Origin of the sequence: Lachnoanaerobaculum sp. MSX33 (genome assembly GCF_000512995.1) — a bacterium.
Taxonomy (GTDB): domain Bacteria; phylum Bacillota; class Clostridia; order Lachnospirales; family Lachnospiraceae; genus Lachnoanaerobaculum.
The window spans coordinates 60,915-76,123 of sequence record NZ_AZXX01000082.1 but is presented as its reverse complement, the minus strand read 5'-3'; the positions used below and the strand labels follow the sequence as shown (position 1 = coordinate 76,123).

The window sequence follows — 15,209 nt, the reverse complement described above, 5'->3', positions numbered from 1 at the left end:
CTTTACAATTTTTAATTTTAGTGATAGAATATGTGTGTGCGCGAGTGGCTCAGTTGGTGGAGTACGACCTTGCCAAGGTCGGGGTCGCGGGTTCGAGTCCCGTCTCGCGCTCTTTTTATTTTACAAGCCTTGTTTTCAGGGCTTTTTTTAATTAATGAATACATATCATAATTTAAAAAAATAAAATATGTCGGCCAATTTTATAAGCCGACATCTAACTTGTAGTATCATTTTAATAACCTCTCAGTACAGTATAATCCAGATTATATTTTTGAGCTATTTTTTCCACCGCATCTTTATTTTTTTCATAATCTACAGTATTTGGGAAATAGATATAGCCTAAATTTTTAAGTGATTTATAAGCATTAAGAAAACTCTCTTTGTTTTCGTAATCATCCTTGCTTTCAAGATTATCCATATATGGAATTATAACGGTGGAATAACTGTCACAATGTGAAAATTCATCAAATACCAAGTCCTTATCATAAAAACCTACCACCTTTCCGTTAAATCTTTCTCCTGAATATCTTATAGGAATGGTATCACCGATATTATAATATTCTTTAAAGCCGTAGCCAAGCACCATGGGAAACTCACCATTATATATAAAATCCTGATCTGATAAATAATCCAGTCCAAGTTTTTGCATTGTTTTTTTATTTAGAATAAATGCATCTACCGGAGTTATATACTCAAGCTTTTCATTGACAAGCATCTTTTTATCTATTAAATCCAGTTTCTCTTTATAGCCATATGTCAAATCTTCCGGCTTATTCCACTTACCTATAAAATCTACATATGTATGTTTCATATTATAAAAATCCACAGTATCTGTTGAATTCAGTTCCGCATTAAACTTTTGTAAATTATCAATAAATAAAGGGTTTTCTCTACGTTCTGCAAGTTCATCCAAAGTATATTTACCTGTAGAATAAGAAGCATCTGAAACCTGATAAAAAAACTTTTCCCCCTGCATATCTGAAGCAGTAACTTTACTTCCTGAACATCCTTGTAAGGACAGTAATAAAACCGAAAGCAGTAACGGTATCTTTTTTAGTTTATACATATCTTCCTCCCAAAATAAATATTGCAAATATATTTGTTGAATATGATTTTATCACAAATAAATAATAGGTCAATTACCAAACATAATATTGGTAAATGTAAATAAAAATATGCTCATTTAATTAAATAATATTCATGTACTAAGAAAAAAACAATTTTTATAATCTCTTGTATGTGTGAAAATAATAAAAAAATTCAAAAAATTTAACGGTTTAAAGATGTAAAGTAAAAGGCGAATCGGCAAATTATAAAGATGTAATTCTTTACAATTATTATAAATTTCTTAAAAAGATAAATTTATTGAGTTTTCCATAAAATAGAAGTATGATATAACCTAAGTTAGCAAGAACTAACATAATCAGATTATATATATTTTTATACCGCAGATATAGCGGTAAATGGAGGCTTTGATGAAGATAAAACTTGAAGGTGTTATGGAGACTATGCTTATAACTTTGGATGCAAGGGCAAGAGATTACAGATCTGAAAAATCTATATTAAAGGATAAAAAGTCGGCTGAAATGGTGGATATGATTGACTATGATTTTGGCTCTTTCAGTAATGAAAAAGTGAATCTTTTAGGTATTATTGCGAGAGCCAAGGTTATGGATGATGAGGTGAAAAAGTTTATAGACAAATACCCGGATTGTCATATAGTTTCACTGGGTTCAGGGCTGGATACAAGATTTTTCCGCGTAGATAACGGTAGAATACATTGGTATGATATAGATTTTCCGGAGATAATAAGTTTAAGAAAAAAATTCTTTGAGGAAAATGACAGAGTAAAAAATATCGAAAAATCAGCCCTTGATAAGTCATGGACAAAGGAGATAGATACAAAGGGAGAGAAGCTTTTGATTATTTCAGAGGGGATGATTATGTATTTTTATCCTAAGCAGGTGAAGGAGTTTTTAAATATACTTACAGATAATTTTGAACATTTTGTACTTCATCTGGACTGTCTTTCCAAAAGACTTGTGAATAAGGCAAAAACGAACAAGGCTGTAAAACGAACCAAGTCCGAGTATCATTTTGGAGTTACAAACGGCGAAGAGATTATAGAACTTAATCCTAAACTGAAGCAAATCGGATTTATAAACTTTACAAAACAAATAGCAAAGCAGATGAAATGGTATGGCAAAATCTTTCTTCCAATCATATATCTTATGAATAACAGGCTTGTAATATGCAAATATGATGCAAAATAATAACTGTTTGTAATGATTTATTGCGGTATGCTGAGATTATTGTTAGAATAAACTATGCTTAAAGTATTGTCGGCATAAATAACAAACAGGAGGAGAGTAGATGGGTAGACCGTTATCACATGGAAGAGAGGTTACCGGAACAGGTAGAAGTGTTTTGGGTAGAGGATCGTTTGTGGGAGGTTCCGGTGGAGGAAACAGGAATTCATCCGGAAGAGGTGGAGGCGGAGGACGTTCGCCGTTCAGCTTATTGATAGTTGTAGTTTTTGTAATAATAAGTATTGTCACAGGTAATAAAAGCAATATATTAAGTTCAATACTCGGAGGATTAAGCAGTAGTACAAATAGTACAAATAGTACAAGTACAGGAACAACACCGATGATCAGTATCCCGACTTTGCCTTCATCAATCGGAAGCACAGCGGCATCAAGTATAAGCGGCGTAGGAAGTGCATGGAGCGGAGTTACCGATAACAGAGGACAACTGGATACCTCAGTGCATGAAAGTGCCAGAGAGAAGTTTTACAGGCCTACAGGCGGTGACAGTGTAACCGTGATGGTATATATGTGCGGTACCGACTTGGAGACTAAGCACGGAATGGCTACGAAAGATCTCATTGAGATGACAAAGGCCAATATTTCAAGTAATGTTAATCTGCTTGTATATACAGGAGGAACAAATACCTGGCAAAACTCGGTAGTATCATCATCAAACAATGAAATCTATCAGATAGCGGACGGAAAAATGAATAAGCTTGCAGATGACAATTCAAATCCTTCAATGACAGATCCCAATACATTGGTTAGATTTATTGACTATTGTAAGAATAATTTTCCGGCTAACAGATATCAGCTTATTTTCTGGGATCACGGCGGCGGTTCTGTAACAGGTTATGGATATGATGAAAAAAATCCCAACTCGGGATCAATGAATCTTGCAAAAATAAAAGCTGCTGTTGCGCAAACCGGTATAAAGTATGACTTCATAGGATTTGATGCCTGTCTGATGGCTACTACAGAGACGGCACTTGCACTTTCAGAATATGCAGATTATTTGATTGCATCCGAGGAGACGGAGCCGGGAACAGGATGGTATTATACCAATTGGCTGAGCAATCTTAGTAGTAATACCGCAATTTCCACTCTTGATCTTGGAAAGAAGATAGTGGATGATTTTATAGATGAGAGTAACAGAAGTGCAAGAGGGCAGTCTACAACTCTTTCTTTGGTGGATTTGGCCGAGCTTAAGGCTACAGTTCCAAGCAGCCTTTCAAGCTTTGCAAGGGACACCGCTTCATATATAGAGAATAATGAGTACAGCAAAGTATCTTACGCGAGAACGGCAAGCAGAGAGTTTGCAAAATCTTCAAATATAGATCAGGTAGACTTGGTAAATCTTGTGTATAATCTAGAGCAGAATGAAAACGACCCTACAATACAGTCAATACTTGGTGCGGTAAAATATAACAGGACATCTTCAAATATGTCAAACTCATATGGGCTTTCAATCTATTTCCCATACAAGAAATTGTCAAAGGTTGACAGAATGGTTCAGACCTATGGTGACATCGGTATGGATAGCGAATATACCAAAATGATACAGCAGTTTGCCACATTACAGGCGAGTGGACAGATTGCAGGCGGAGGAGAAACAACCCCTGCAAATACATTAACAGGAAACTATCAAGGAAACAGTTCAGGTTCATTTTCAGCTGCAGATATTGACAGTTTGATAGCAAGTCTTATATCAGGAAGCTTATCATCAGAGAGCCTTGCAAATATAGGGCTTGATACTTCAAGTATAGGCTTTTTGCAAAACAGAAATATGTCTGATGAAACAATCAGAAACTATGTTTTATCAAACAGACTAGATGCTTCAAAGCTTCAATGGACAGATCAGTATTCCACACCTAAGATTCATTTATCCGAGGATGAGTGGAATATGGTATCAAGTATAGAAGAGAATATGCTTTTGGATATGGGAAGCGGATATATTGATATGGGACTTGACAATTTCTTTGAGTTTGATGAAAACGGAGATATGCTTGCAGATACTCAAAGAGCATGGATTGCTATAGATCAGCAATATGTTGCATACTATCATCTGTCAACTACAAAAAACGGAGATGAGACGGTTACTATAGGACGTGTACCTGTTATTTTAAACGGTGAGAGAGCCAATCTGATAATTATATTTGACGGCGAGCATCCTAACGGATATCTGGCAGGAGCAAATACAGATTATAAAGATACACAAACAGAAACCATCGCAAAGAATATAACGGATATAGTTGAGGGAGACAGAATACAGTTTATATATGCTTATTACGGATATGACGGTACATATCTTGATGATTATAAACTGGATGATGAGTATGTGGTTGGAAAGACTGCTCCTAAGGTATCTTATGTTCTTGTGAAGGATGACAATCAAATCACTTATAAATTCACAGATATATACAATAACAGCTATTGGACTCCGGCTTTAAAGAGTAAATAGATATTCTTATACATAATGTATGTAATTAGCAAATATTTTGTAAACACAATGTAAGATATAAAATACAAAATTGGTTTATACTATATAAGGACAGTTAATCTGTCAGATTAACGATGGTATAGGAGAGAAGGAGGAATGATGAAAAAAGGTTTAATCAAATCAGCAGCAATTTTATTTGCAGCATTCAGTCTTGGCGGTGCGGTAGTTCCCCCAGTGACAGCGCAGGCAGCAGTTTTAGAGCGTATGCCGGCAGACAGAGGTGAGTGGCGTAGAGACGAGCATGGCTGGTACTATATGTTGAACGTTAATGCAGGTACTTCATATGTAGCAGACAGCTGGATCAAGGACAACGGTAAGTGGTATTACTTTGATCACTGGGGCTATATGTATAGAAACGCTTGGATCAACTACCAGGGAAGTTCTTACTATGTAGGTGCTGACGGAGCAATGTGGTATAATGCCAGAACTCCTGACGGATATTGGGTAGACAGCAACGGCAAGTGGGTTAGATAATCTATATTATAAAAATAAGAGCCTCAAGGATATCCTTGAGGTTTTTATTAGCATATAAGTATAATTTGTGCTATAATGAAGGTGATAATATAGTGTTATATTTCTAATATGCTTTGGTAGAACTACTTATAAGCGGAAGGAGGAAATATGTTTTATTGGGGAGTTTTATTTGCTATATTTGCCATTGGAGAAATTATAATTCCCGGACTGGTTTCAGTGTGGCTGGCTCTTGCAGCACTCATTATGATGCCGATATCTTTATTTGTTGAATCAATTGAGATACAGGTTATCATATTCTGTGTACTGTCATTGATCTTTATTGTGTTCTTTAGAAGTATTTTCAAATCCTTTATGAAGGGTAAGGAGAGTATGGATACTGAGAAGGTAAAGATAGTAAAGCTTACATCTGTTGAAGATAATAATTATATTTATGATGTAAGATTTAAAGGCGGTATATGGACAGCAATTGCGAATTTGGAGTTGAAACCCGGAGATATTGCCAACATTGATAAATTTGAAGGCAATAAGATAATTATCGGCAGAAATTAATTTATTTAAAGGAGACATAACAAATGATAGGCGTTGGAATTATTGTTGTTTTATTGGCTATTATATTCGTGATTACGGTAAAGGCAATAAAGATAGTACCTGAGTCAAAAGTATATGTAGTTGAGAGACTTGGAAAGTATTCACAAGGACTTCGTTCAGGATTACATTTTATCAACCCTTTCTTTGATAAAATATCAAAGGTTATTTCATTAAAAGAGCAGGTGGTGGATTTCCCTCCACAGCCGGTTATTACAAAGGATAATGCTACTATGCAGATAGATACGATAGTATATTTCCAGATAACCGATCCTAAGCTTTATACTTACGGTGTTGAGAGACCTATATCAGCTATAGAGAATCTTACAGCGACTACTCTTAGAAATATCATAGGTGATATGACTGTAGACCAGACTCTTACATCAAGAGATACTATAAATACAGCTATGAGATCCGAGCTTGATGAGGCTACAGATCCATGGGGTATCAAGGTAAATCGTGTGGAGCTAAAGAGTATTTTGCCACCTGAAGATATCAGAGTTGCAATGGAGAAGGAGATGAAAGCCGAGCGTGAGAAGAGAGCAAATATTCTTGAGGCTCAGGCTAAGAAGGAAAGTGCGATTCTTGTAGCAGAGGGTAATAAGCAGGCTGCAATACTTAATGCGGAGGCTGAAAAGGAAACAGCTATAAAGAGAGCGGAAGGACAGGCACAGGCAATACTTGCAATCCAGAAGGCTCAGGCAGAGTCTTTAAGAGTGCTTTCAGAGGCGGATCCAAGCCAGAAGGTACTTACACTTAAGGGACTTGAGGCATTCCAGAAGGTAGCTGACGGAAAATCAACAAAGATTATCATTCCTACAGAGCTTAGCGGACTTGCATCATTAGCTACAAGTTTTGCAGAGTTAAATCAAAAAGTAGAATTGAAAAAAGAACAGTAATATATAATAAAAGGGACTTTTGTTTATGCACAAAAGTCCCTTTTTAAAAATCATATTAATTTTCTTTGCCGGCAGGTAAAGAGAAGATAAACTCGGTACCTACACCTACGGTACTTATAACATCTATATTCTCGCCATGAGTCTGTAATATTTCTTTTACTATTGCAAGTCCAAGACCTGTACCCTTCTTATCCTTACCTCTGGAGAGGTCTGATTTATAGAATCTGTCAAATACCTTGGACTGCTCATTCTTAGCGATACCTATTCCCGTGTCCTTAACTGAAATAAAAATTTTCTCCTTTTTTAAACTGGTCTGTACAATGATGGAAGAGTTTTGAGAGGAAAATTTTATGGCATTATCAATGAGATTATAAAGTACCTGCTGTATCTTTGTGTAGTCACCTATAACATATTGGGAGACATTGGAAAATATCAGCTCAATGGTAATATTCTTACTGTTACACTGTACTTCAAAGCTGCCTGCGGTATCTCTGATCATCTTGTTTATATCAAAGCTTGTTTTATTCAGCTTTACACTTTCAATCGAATCCAGTGAAAGAATGCTTTCTGTAAGCTTTGTAAGTCTGTTTGTCTCATCAATAACTCTTGTAAGGTATTTTTCCTGCATCTCGGGAGGAATGGTACCGTCCAAAATAGCCTCAAGATAGCCCTTTATAGATGTTAAAGGTGAGCGAAAATCATGAGATACATTTGAAATAAACTTTTTTTGATAATTTTCGGTATCATCAAGTTTATCGGACATATAGTTTAATGTCGCCGCAAGATAACCCATCTCGTCATTTGAATGTACCTTTATTTCATACTTTAAATCCCCTTCGGCATAGGCTTTGGCTCCATTTGTTATTTTCCTAAGCGGAGAGTAAACAATACGCTGAAATACTATTAAAATAATCAGTGAAAGTAAAAATACTATCAGAGAGGTCATATATACTATATTCAAGATATGGTACTGGCTCTTTGTAACATTTACCATAGGCAGGTGGATGACCACATAGCCGTAGGTACGAAAGTTACCTGTAATAGGTGCGGAAACACTAAGATAATCCTCATCAAATGAGTTAAAGTAATTTCCGACCATATAGGACTTATTACCGGTAGCGGTAGGGTCAAAATCCGAGATAATATCCGAAACTCTTTTATTTTCGGCATCCACTATTATCTTGCCGTTTCTGTCCATTACCCATATCTTTGCATTCAGGAAAGTCGCTACTGCTTTTAACTGAGGATAGCTTTCCGCCAGCGAGATATTTTGCCCCTCATATACGGTAGAGTAGGTTGAGGCGATAAGATTAGCCTCATCATAAAGAGTCTGACTTCTGGAATCGACCAGATATGAATAGGTCAAATGGCTGGAAATAGTTGCTATTGCCACAAAACCTGCTATACCGAAAACTATATAAGCTAAAATAAATTTCAGATATAGAGAGAGTTTCATTTTTTAACCTCAAATTTATATCCTATACCCCATACGGTGGATATTGACCAGAACTTATTGTCATGTATTTTCTCACGCAATCTCTTGATATGCACATCTACGGTTCTGGTATCACCGATATACTCATATCCCCAGATATTATCAAGCAACTGTTCTCTTGTAAATACCTGATTGGGATGAGAGGAGAGGAAGTATAAAAGTTCCAGCTCCTTTGGCGGCATTTCAACATTCTTTCCAAGGTATGTTACCGCATAGTTTGTCATATTCACGTTTAAGTCGGGATATTCCACATATTCTCCACCTGTATGTACCTCAGGCAATGAGATTGTACTGTTGTTGTATCGCCTTATTACAGCCTTTACTCTGGCGATAAGTTCTTTTGAGTCAAAAGGTTTGATCATATAGTCGTCGGCACCAAGTTCCAGACCGAGAACTTTATCAAACACTTCACCTTTGGCTGAGAGCATTATTATAGGGGTACCCGACTTTGCTCTTATCTCCCTGCAAACCTGATAGCCGTCAATACCCGGCAGCATAAGGTCAAGAAGAACCAAATGTGGTTTGAACTCATCAAAATCCGAAAGGGCCGATTCGCCGTCACCCACTATTTTTGTTTCGTAACACTCCTTCATCAAATATAATGAAATAAGTTCCGCTATATTCTCATCATCATCTACAATTAAAATTCTTTGTTTTTCTGCCATTTTTCACCTATATATTATTTAAAACGCACGATAGTTACAGCATTACCGCCTTCATTAAAATCTGCAAGAGAGTAGCTCTTGATAAAGGTCTGCCTTTTCAGATAGGCATGTATACCCTTTTGCAATGCACCTGTACCCCTTCCGTGAATAATTCTTACGCCCGGAAGATGAGCAAGCAGAGCATCATCCAGATATTTATCGAGTTCTGAACATGCCTCATCCACATTTTTACCGATAACATTTATTTCTGTGGATATTGTAGCGGATTTTACCATTGAAGAACTTCTTGTTCTTGTCTTATTCTCAGGTTTATTGCCCGGCTCTTCAACCAAAGCCACATCGGATATATTTACCTGAGATCTGAGTATACCCATCTGCACAAAGAAATTACCGCTTTGATTTGGCAGAGAAGATACTATACCGTCAAGATTAAGACTTATAACATGTACACTGTCACCAAGCTTAAGCTCTTTAGGCTTTTTGGCCTTTACAGTATTTTGCTTTATTCCGGCAGTCTTTGTATTTTTATTTATTGATTCTCGAAGCCTTGTTCTTTGCTCTTCAAGAGCCGAGCCCAGACCTGCGCCCGATGCTATTTTGTTGATATTTTTAATAGTGTCGTCAGCGGTTTCCTTTGCTTCCTCCAAGATTTTTCTGGCCGCTTCTTTGGCTTCTTCCAAAATCTTTTCTTTTCTTGCGGCAAGGTTTTCTTCCTGCTTATCATAATGCCTTTTCAGGCCTTCAATTTCTCTTTTATATTTTTGAATGGATAATTTATCCTTTTCTATAATCTGCCTGTCATTTTCAAGCCTTGTAAGCAGATCCTCAAAGTCCTTTGCATCCTTTTCAAGATGTGTATCCGCCTCTGAAATTATATAATCAGGGAGTCCAAGCTTTCCGGCTATGGCAAAGGCATTTGACTTACCCGGTACTCCTATAAGAATTCTGTAAGTAGGAGAGAGTGTGGCCACATCAAATTCACATGAGGCATTTTCAACACCGGGTTCATTCAGTGCAAACACTTTCAGCTCACTGTAGTGAGTAGTGGCAATACATCTGCTTTGCATTCTGTGAAGGAATGAGAGTATTGATATGGCAAGTGCCGCACCCTCTGTCGGATCGGTACCTGCACAAAGCTCATCAAAAAGACAGAGTGAATTGGCATCCGCATGATTTAAAATATATACGATATTTTTCATATGGCCTGAGAAGGTGGAGAGGGATTGTTCTATACTTTGCTCATCACCTATATCCGCAAATACATCCGTAAATACTGAAAGTTCGCTTCCTTCAAAGGCAGGTATATGAAGTCCCGACTGTCCCATAAGTGTGAACAGTCCCACTGTTTTTAGAGATACCGTTTTACCGCCGGTATTAGGTCCGGTGATAATCAGTAAATCATAAGTATCACCTAATGAGATATTTATAGGTACCACCTTTTTTGCATCAAGCAAAGGATGTCTGCCTTCTTTTATATTTATATAATGTTTTGAGTTAAACTTAGGCTCACTTGCATTCATCTTCTTTGAAAGATTTGCCTTGGCATATACAAAGTCAAGGAAGATGAGAGTTTTTGCATTTTCTCTAAGAGGCTCAATATATTGTGCAGCCAAAAGACTTAAGTTTTCAAGTATTTTTTCTATCTCTTTTTTCTCGTCCATAGCTAAAGACTTCAGCTCATTGTTCATTCTGATTACAGCTATCGGCTCAATAAACACTGTGGAACCGGTAGATGACTGGTCATGTACAACACCTGAAACCTTGTTTTTATACTCACTTTTTATAGGAAGACAGTAAGCACCGTCTCTTTGGGTAATTACCGCATCCATAAGATATTCTCTGTGCGCATTAAGAATATTGTTTAACTCGGTATGCATCTTTGAGTTTATCTGCTTTATCTTCCTTCTGATATGACTAAGCTCCGGAGAGGCATTGTCTGCCATTATTTCTTCCGAAATTATACATCTTGAAAGTTCCTTTTTAAGATCCTTAATTTCATCAAGTGATCTGAAATACTCTTCAAGTACATCATAGTTCTCTTCTTCAGAGTGCAGTCCATAGGCAATAGCCTTTGAAGCCGCATTGAGGATTGATAGAACTTTCATAAGCTCAGGTTGAGAAAGGGATGACCCTATCTCAAGTCTTTTTAAAGAGTCCGATATATCCTTTACTTCCGATAAAGTAAGATTTCCTTTAAGTCTTATTCTGTCCACAGCAGCAGTGGTATAAGCCTGATTTTTTTGTATTTCCGATATATCTGTAGACGGCTGTAATTTAATACAAAGCCTTTTTGCAGGCTCGCTGCTTGCCATATCTACAAGCATATTTATTATTTTTTCATATTCAAGTATTTTTAAAGTTTTTTTATTCATAATATGTCCTTAAATTTTCACTGTAAGTGAGAGATAACAGCTTTAAAAGTCTTTTTACAATCTCAGAAACATTATATCAAAAAATATTATTTATGACAAAAAACAGCCTTAAAATCATAAGATTTACTTATGATTTTAAGACCGGTTAAATTATCTGTGTGATTGTTTAAACTCTCGATAAGCCTGCTTTGTTTCAGGTGTGAATCCGATAAGTGCATTCGGATAATTCATACCTATATAGGTTATAAGAGATACAACCGCATCCTCCGCTTTTTTATTATTTGTCAACATAACTCTTTGTTCACGGCATCTTCCGTCCTCAAACATATTTATCTGAAGTGCATAGTCGATACCTACAGTTATAACGGCATACATCTTATGTCTTGTTATATTGTGATATAACCAAACGAGATTGTTTAAATTGAACATATCAAATCCGAACTTTGTATTAAGTATCAAATGGTTCTTATATACATAAGCTCCAAGAGATTTATCAACATAGTCTGCGATATTGTCAAGTTCATTTATATTATCTCTAAGCCTTTCATCAAGTTCGCAAAGTTTCTCATATGTATCGGAATTTTTAGACTTTCTTGTAAAAGCGACTATTATCATTCCGACACCGATTACCATTAAAACCAAAGTTACAGCCAAATGGAAAGCTATATTCTTTGTAAGAGAGGTCTGTGAAATATAGAAGTCGTCATGGAGTTTTCCTTCTTCTCTATTTCTGAAAGTGGAATCAGGATCTATCTCATCCGCTATAGTGGAGAGGATAGAGGTGCTGTCAGTGTGAGGTTCCACAATCAAATATCTTACAGGAAGCGGTTCATCATCAGGATGTTCTTCGCTTGCATATTTGTCAAAGAATTCCAACATTGATTTTATCTTTGCATTATTCGGATTTGCCTCCAAAAAATACAACCCGTCATCTCCAAATACGGTGTAGACTTCCGATTTACCGTCATCAGTTCCATATCCTGTATCAATCATATCGTATATGGCTAGAGAATAGATACTTTCCGTGTCGTTAGAGGCTGCTGAAGTAAAGTAGTAACCGTCATGGTACATCTTTTCAGCCGAGTTAAAGGTCAGTAAAACCTCTTTGTTGTACCAGGCATAGAAAATACCGCCAAGTATCAGTGCAATACCTATCAAGATATAGGATATAAATGTTGATTTGCTTTTAAAATTCATAATCTCTCCCAAAAAATTTTATAATGTCATTCCCTTTCTACCATGGCATTGTTTATACTTCTTTCCGCTTCCGCATGGGCATGGATCGTTAGGATAAACCTTTGCTTCGATACGAATAGGCTTCTTTACGGTACTGTCATCTTTATTTGTACCGGTTACTTTAGCAACGGATTCTCTCTCTACTTTCTGCTCCACCTTGACATGATAAAGAATACGCACTGTATCCTCAGCGATACCTACAGTCATCTCATCAAACATATCATAGGCGGCCATCTTGTATTCTACGAGAGGGTCTCTTTGACCAAGTGCCTGCAATCCGATACCTTGACGAAGCTGTTCCATATCGTCAATATGATTCATCCATTTGTTATCGATAGCCTTTAATAAAACTACACGCTCAAGCTCACGAATTTTTTCAGCATCAGGGAATTCAGCTTCCTTGGCCTCATAAAGTTTAACAGCCTCTTCTTTCAGCTTATGAATAAGTTCATCCTTTTTCATATTGTCTACAGTGCTGTAGTCAGCCGGAGTCAGAGGAATGATCGGCAATAAAATTTCATGTAACTCCGTAATATTCCACTCGGAAGAAGGTACTTCATCTGAGATAGCCATATTTACAGAACGTTCTATTACATCATTTATCATACGAAGAATGGTATCGCGCATATTGTCGCCTTCAAGTACCTTGTTTCTTTCTTCATAGATAACTTCTCTTTGTTCGTTATTTACTTCATCGTACTTTAAGAGGTTTTCTCTTATACCGTAGTTGTTGCTCTCGATCTTCATCTGAGCTTTCTCAATAGCTCTTGTAAGCATACTGTGCTGAATTTCTTCATTTTCAGGAACACCTATGGCATTAAAAATCTTTATAAGTCTTTCTGAAGCGAAGAGTCTCATAAGGTCATCTTCAAGTGAAATATAGAACTTTGATTCACCCGGGTCACCCTGACGACCTGAACGACCTCTAAGCTGATTGTCGATACGTCTACTTTCATGTCTTTCAGTACCGATTATCTTAAGACCGCCTTTTTTAACCGATTCCTCGTCAAGCTTGATATCGGTACCACGACCTGCCATGTTGGTAGCGATGGTAACGGCACCATGTATACCTGCTTTTGCAACAATTTCAGCCTCTTTTTCATGGAACTTTGCATTAAGCACTTCATGAGGTATTCCCTCTTTTTTAAGCATCTTTGAGAGCATCTCGGAAGTCTCAATTGTAATGGTACCTACAAGTACAGGCTGTCCCTTAGCATGAGTTTCTTTAATATCTTCAACAACGGCATTGAACTTTTCTTTTTTAGATTTATAAACCGCATCCTCGTGGTCAATTCTTTTTATAGGCTTATTGGTAGGTATAGCGATAACGTCCATACCGTAAGTATTTCTAAACTCCTTCTCCTCAGTAAGAGCGGTACCGGTCATACCTGCTTTCTTTTTGAACTTGTTGAAGAAGTTCTGGAATGTAATAGTAGCAAGAGTTCTTGACTCTCTTTGAACATTTACATGCTCCTTAGCCTCGATAGCCTGGTGCAAACCGTCGGAATATCTTCTACCCGGCATTATACGACCTGTGAACTCATCTACTATAAGAACTTCGTCATCTTTTACAACATAATCCTTATCTCTGAACATAAGATTGTTGGCTCTGAGCGCAAGGATAATACAATGCTGTATTTCAAGGTTTTCAGGATCTGCAAGGTTGTCGATATTGAAGTATTTCTCAACTTTTTTGATACCTTCTTCTGTAAGGTTTACTACTTTGTCCTTCTCGTTTACGATAAAATCACCGGTCTCTTCGATTTCATCGCCCATGAGAGCACCCATCTTTGTAAACTCGGCACTTGCCTCACCTCTTTCAAGCTGTTTTGCAAGCATATCACAAATCTCATAGAGCTTTGTGGATTTGCCTGACTGACCTGAAATAATAAGAGGTGTTCTTGCCTCATCTATAAGGATTGAGTCAACCTCATCGATGATGGCGTAATCAAGTGAACGTAAAACCTGATCCTTCTTATATATAGCCATGTTATCACGAAGATAGTCAAAACCGAGCTCATTGTTGGTTACATATGTGATATCACAGGCATACTGCTCCTGTCTTTGCTCCGAGTTCATAGAGTTTAAGACACAGCCTACGCTAAGTCCCAAGAATCTGTGAATCTGTCCCATCTCATCGGCATCACGCTGTGCAAGATAGTCGTTAACAGTTACTATAAGTACACCTTTGCCTGCAAGGGCATTCAAATAAGCCGGACAGGTAGAAACAAGAGTTTTACCCTCACCGGTTCTCATCTCGGCAATACGACCTTGGTGAAGCACCATACCACCTATAAGCTGTACTCTAAAGTGCTCCATACCTGTAACTCTTACTGAAGCCTCTCTTACAGCTGCAAATGCTTCAGGCAAGATATCATCAAGTGTTTCTCCGTCTGCCAGTCTTTGTTTGAACTTTGGTGTAAGTTCTTTTAATTCCTCATCACTCATGGCCTGCATAGTGGGACGTAAGCTTTCTATCTTATCAATAATAGGATCAATTATCTTAAGCTCTCTTTCACTATGTGTACCAAATATCTTTTCTATAAAATTCATTATGGTTTCTCCAAAAATAAATTAGACTACACTACAATAATACATCATATAAGAAGATACATCAAATAGAGATTACTGTAAAAGCGCCTATCAATCAAGTTATTTTAGCACTTAGCGGATA

Annotated in this window: 11 protein-coding genes and 1 tRNA gene; 6 read left to right on the top strand and 6 right to left on the bottom strand. The window is 37.0% G+C overall.

Translation table 11 applies throughout. The features are described from left to right. The first annotated feature begins 38 nt into the window (after positions 1 to 38). A tRNA-Gly gene (locus HMPREF1495_RS09405) sits at positions 39 to 111 on the top strand. Positions 112 to 232: 121 nt separating this feature from the next. Here the strand turns inward: HMPREF1495_RS09405 and HMPREF1495_RS09400 are convergent. After that, positions 233 to 1,066, bottom strand: coding sequence for a hypothetical protein (locus HMPREF1495_RS09400; RefSeq protein ID WP_034214172.1), 834 nt, complete (start codon positions 1,064 to 1,066; stop codon positions 233 to 235). Positions 1,067 to 1,475: 409 nt separating this feature from the next. Here HMPREF1495_RS09400 and HMPREF1495_RS09395 point away from each other — a divergent pair, with 409 nt between their 5' ends. From HMPREF1495_RS09395 to HMPREF1495_RS09375, 5 genes are all read left to right on the top strand, one after another. After that, complete coding sequence (locus HMPREF1495_RS09395; RefSeq protein ID WP_009663331.1) at positions 1,476 to 2,273, top strand: class I SAM-dependent methyltransferase; 798 nt, start codon at positions 1,476 to 1,478, stop codon at positions 2,271 to 2,273. 100 nt (positions 2,274 to 2,373) lie between these two features. Beyond that, entirely contained in the window at positions 2,374 to 4,770 is a 2,397-nt protein-coding gene (locus tag HMPREF1495_RS09390) for a clostripain-related cysteine peptidase (protein WP_034214169.1), read from the top strand. A gap of 138 nt (positions 4,771 to 4,908) precedes the next feature. Continuing rightward, complete coding sequence (locus tag HMPREF1495_RS14200) at positions 4,909 to 5,283, top strand: choline-binding protein A (protein WP_007595134.1); 375 nt, start codon at positions 4,909 to 4,911, stop codon at positions 5,281 to 5,283. 147 nt (positions 5,284 to 5,430) lie between these two features. Continuing rightward, entirely contained in the window at positions 5,431 to 5,832 is a 402-nt protein-coding gene (locus tag HMPREF1495_RS09380) for an NfeD family protein (protein WP_034214164.1), read from the top strand. 23 nt (positions 5,833 to 5,855) lie between these two features. Further along, positions 5,856 to 6,767 carry an SPFH domain-containing protein gene (locus HMPREF1495_RS09375; RefSeq protein ID WP_034214161.1) on the top strand — a complete coding sequence of 304 codons (912 nt, stop codon included), beginning with the start codon at positions 5,856 to 5,858 and terminating at the stop codon, positions 6,765 to 6,767. A gap of 55 nt (positions 6,768 to 6,822) precedes the next feature. Here HMPREF1495_RS09375 and HMPREF1495_RS09370 read toward each other — a convergent pair whose 3' ends face one another. The 5 genes from HMPREF1495_RS09370 to secA all read right to left on the bottom strand — a co-directional run bounded on the left by HMPREF1495_RS09370 (position 6,823) and on the right by secA (position 15,088). Beyond that, positions 6,823 to 8,223, bottom strand: a complete 1,401-nt coding sequence (locus HMPREF1495_RS09370; RefSeq protein ID WP_034214159.1) for a sensor histidine kinase — start codon at positions 8,221 to 8,223, stop codon at positions 6,823 to 6,825. After that, positions 8,220 to 8,927, bottom strand: a complete 708-nt coding sequence (locus HMPREF1495_RS09365; RefSeq protein WP_007595143.1) for a response regulator transcription factor — start codon at positions 8,925 to 8,927, stop codon at positions 8,220 to 8,222. The genes HMPREF1495_RS09370 and HMPREF1495_RS09365 overlap by 4 nt, the downstream gene beginning before the upstream one ends. A 14-nt stretch (positions 8,928 to 8,941) precedes the next feature. Continuing rightward, a complete protein-coding gene (locus HMPREF1495_RS09360; RefSeq protein ID WP_034214156.1) occupies positions 8,942 to 11,299 on the bottom strand; it encodes an endonuclease MutS2 in 2,358 nt (785 codons plus the stop codon). Between the two features lie 150 nt (positions 11,300 to 11,449). Then, complete coding sequence (locus HMPREF1495_RS09355; RefSeq protein ID WP_034214154.1) at positions 11,450 to 12,496, bottom strand: hypothetical protein; 1,047 nt, start codon at positions 12,494 to 12,496, stop codon at positions 11,450 to 11,452. Between the two features lie 18 nt (positions 12,497 to 12,514). Continuing rightward, entirely contained in the window at positions 12,515 to 15,088 is a 2,574-nt protein-coding gene (gene secA, locus HMPREF1495_RS09350) for a preprotein translocase subunit SecA (protein ID WP_034214151.1), read from the bottom strand. Positions 15,089 to 15,209 lie beyond the last annotated feature (121 nt).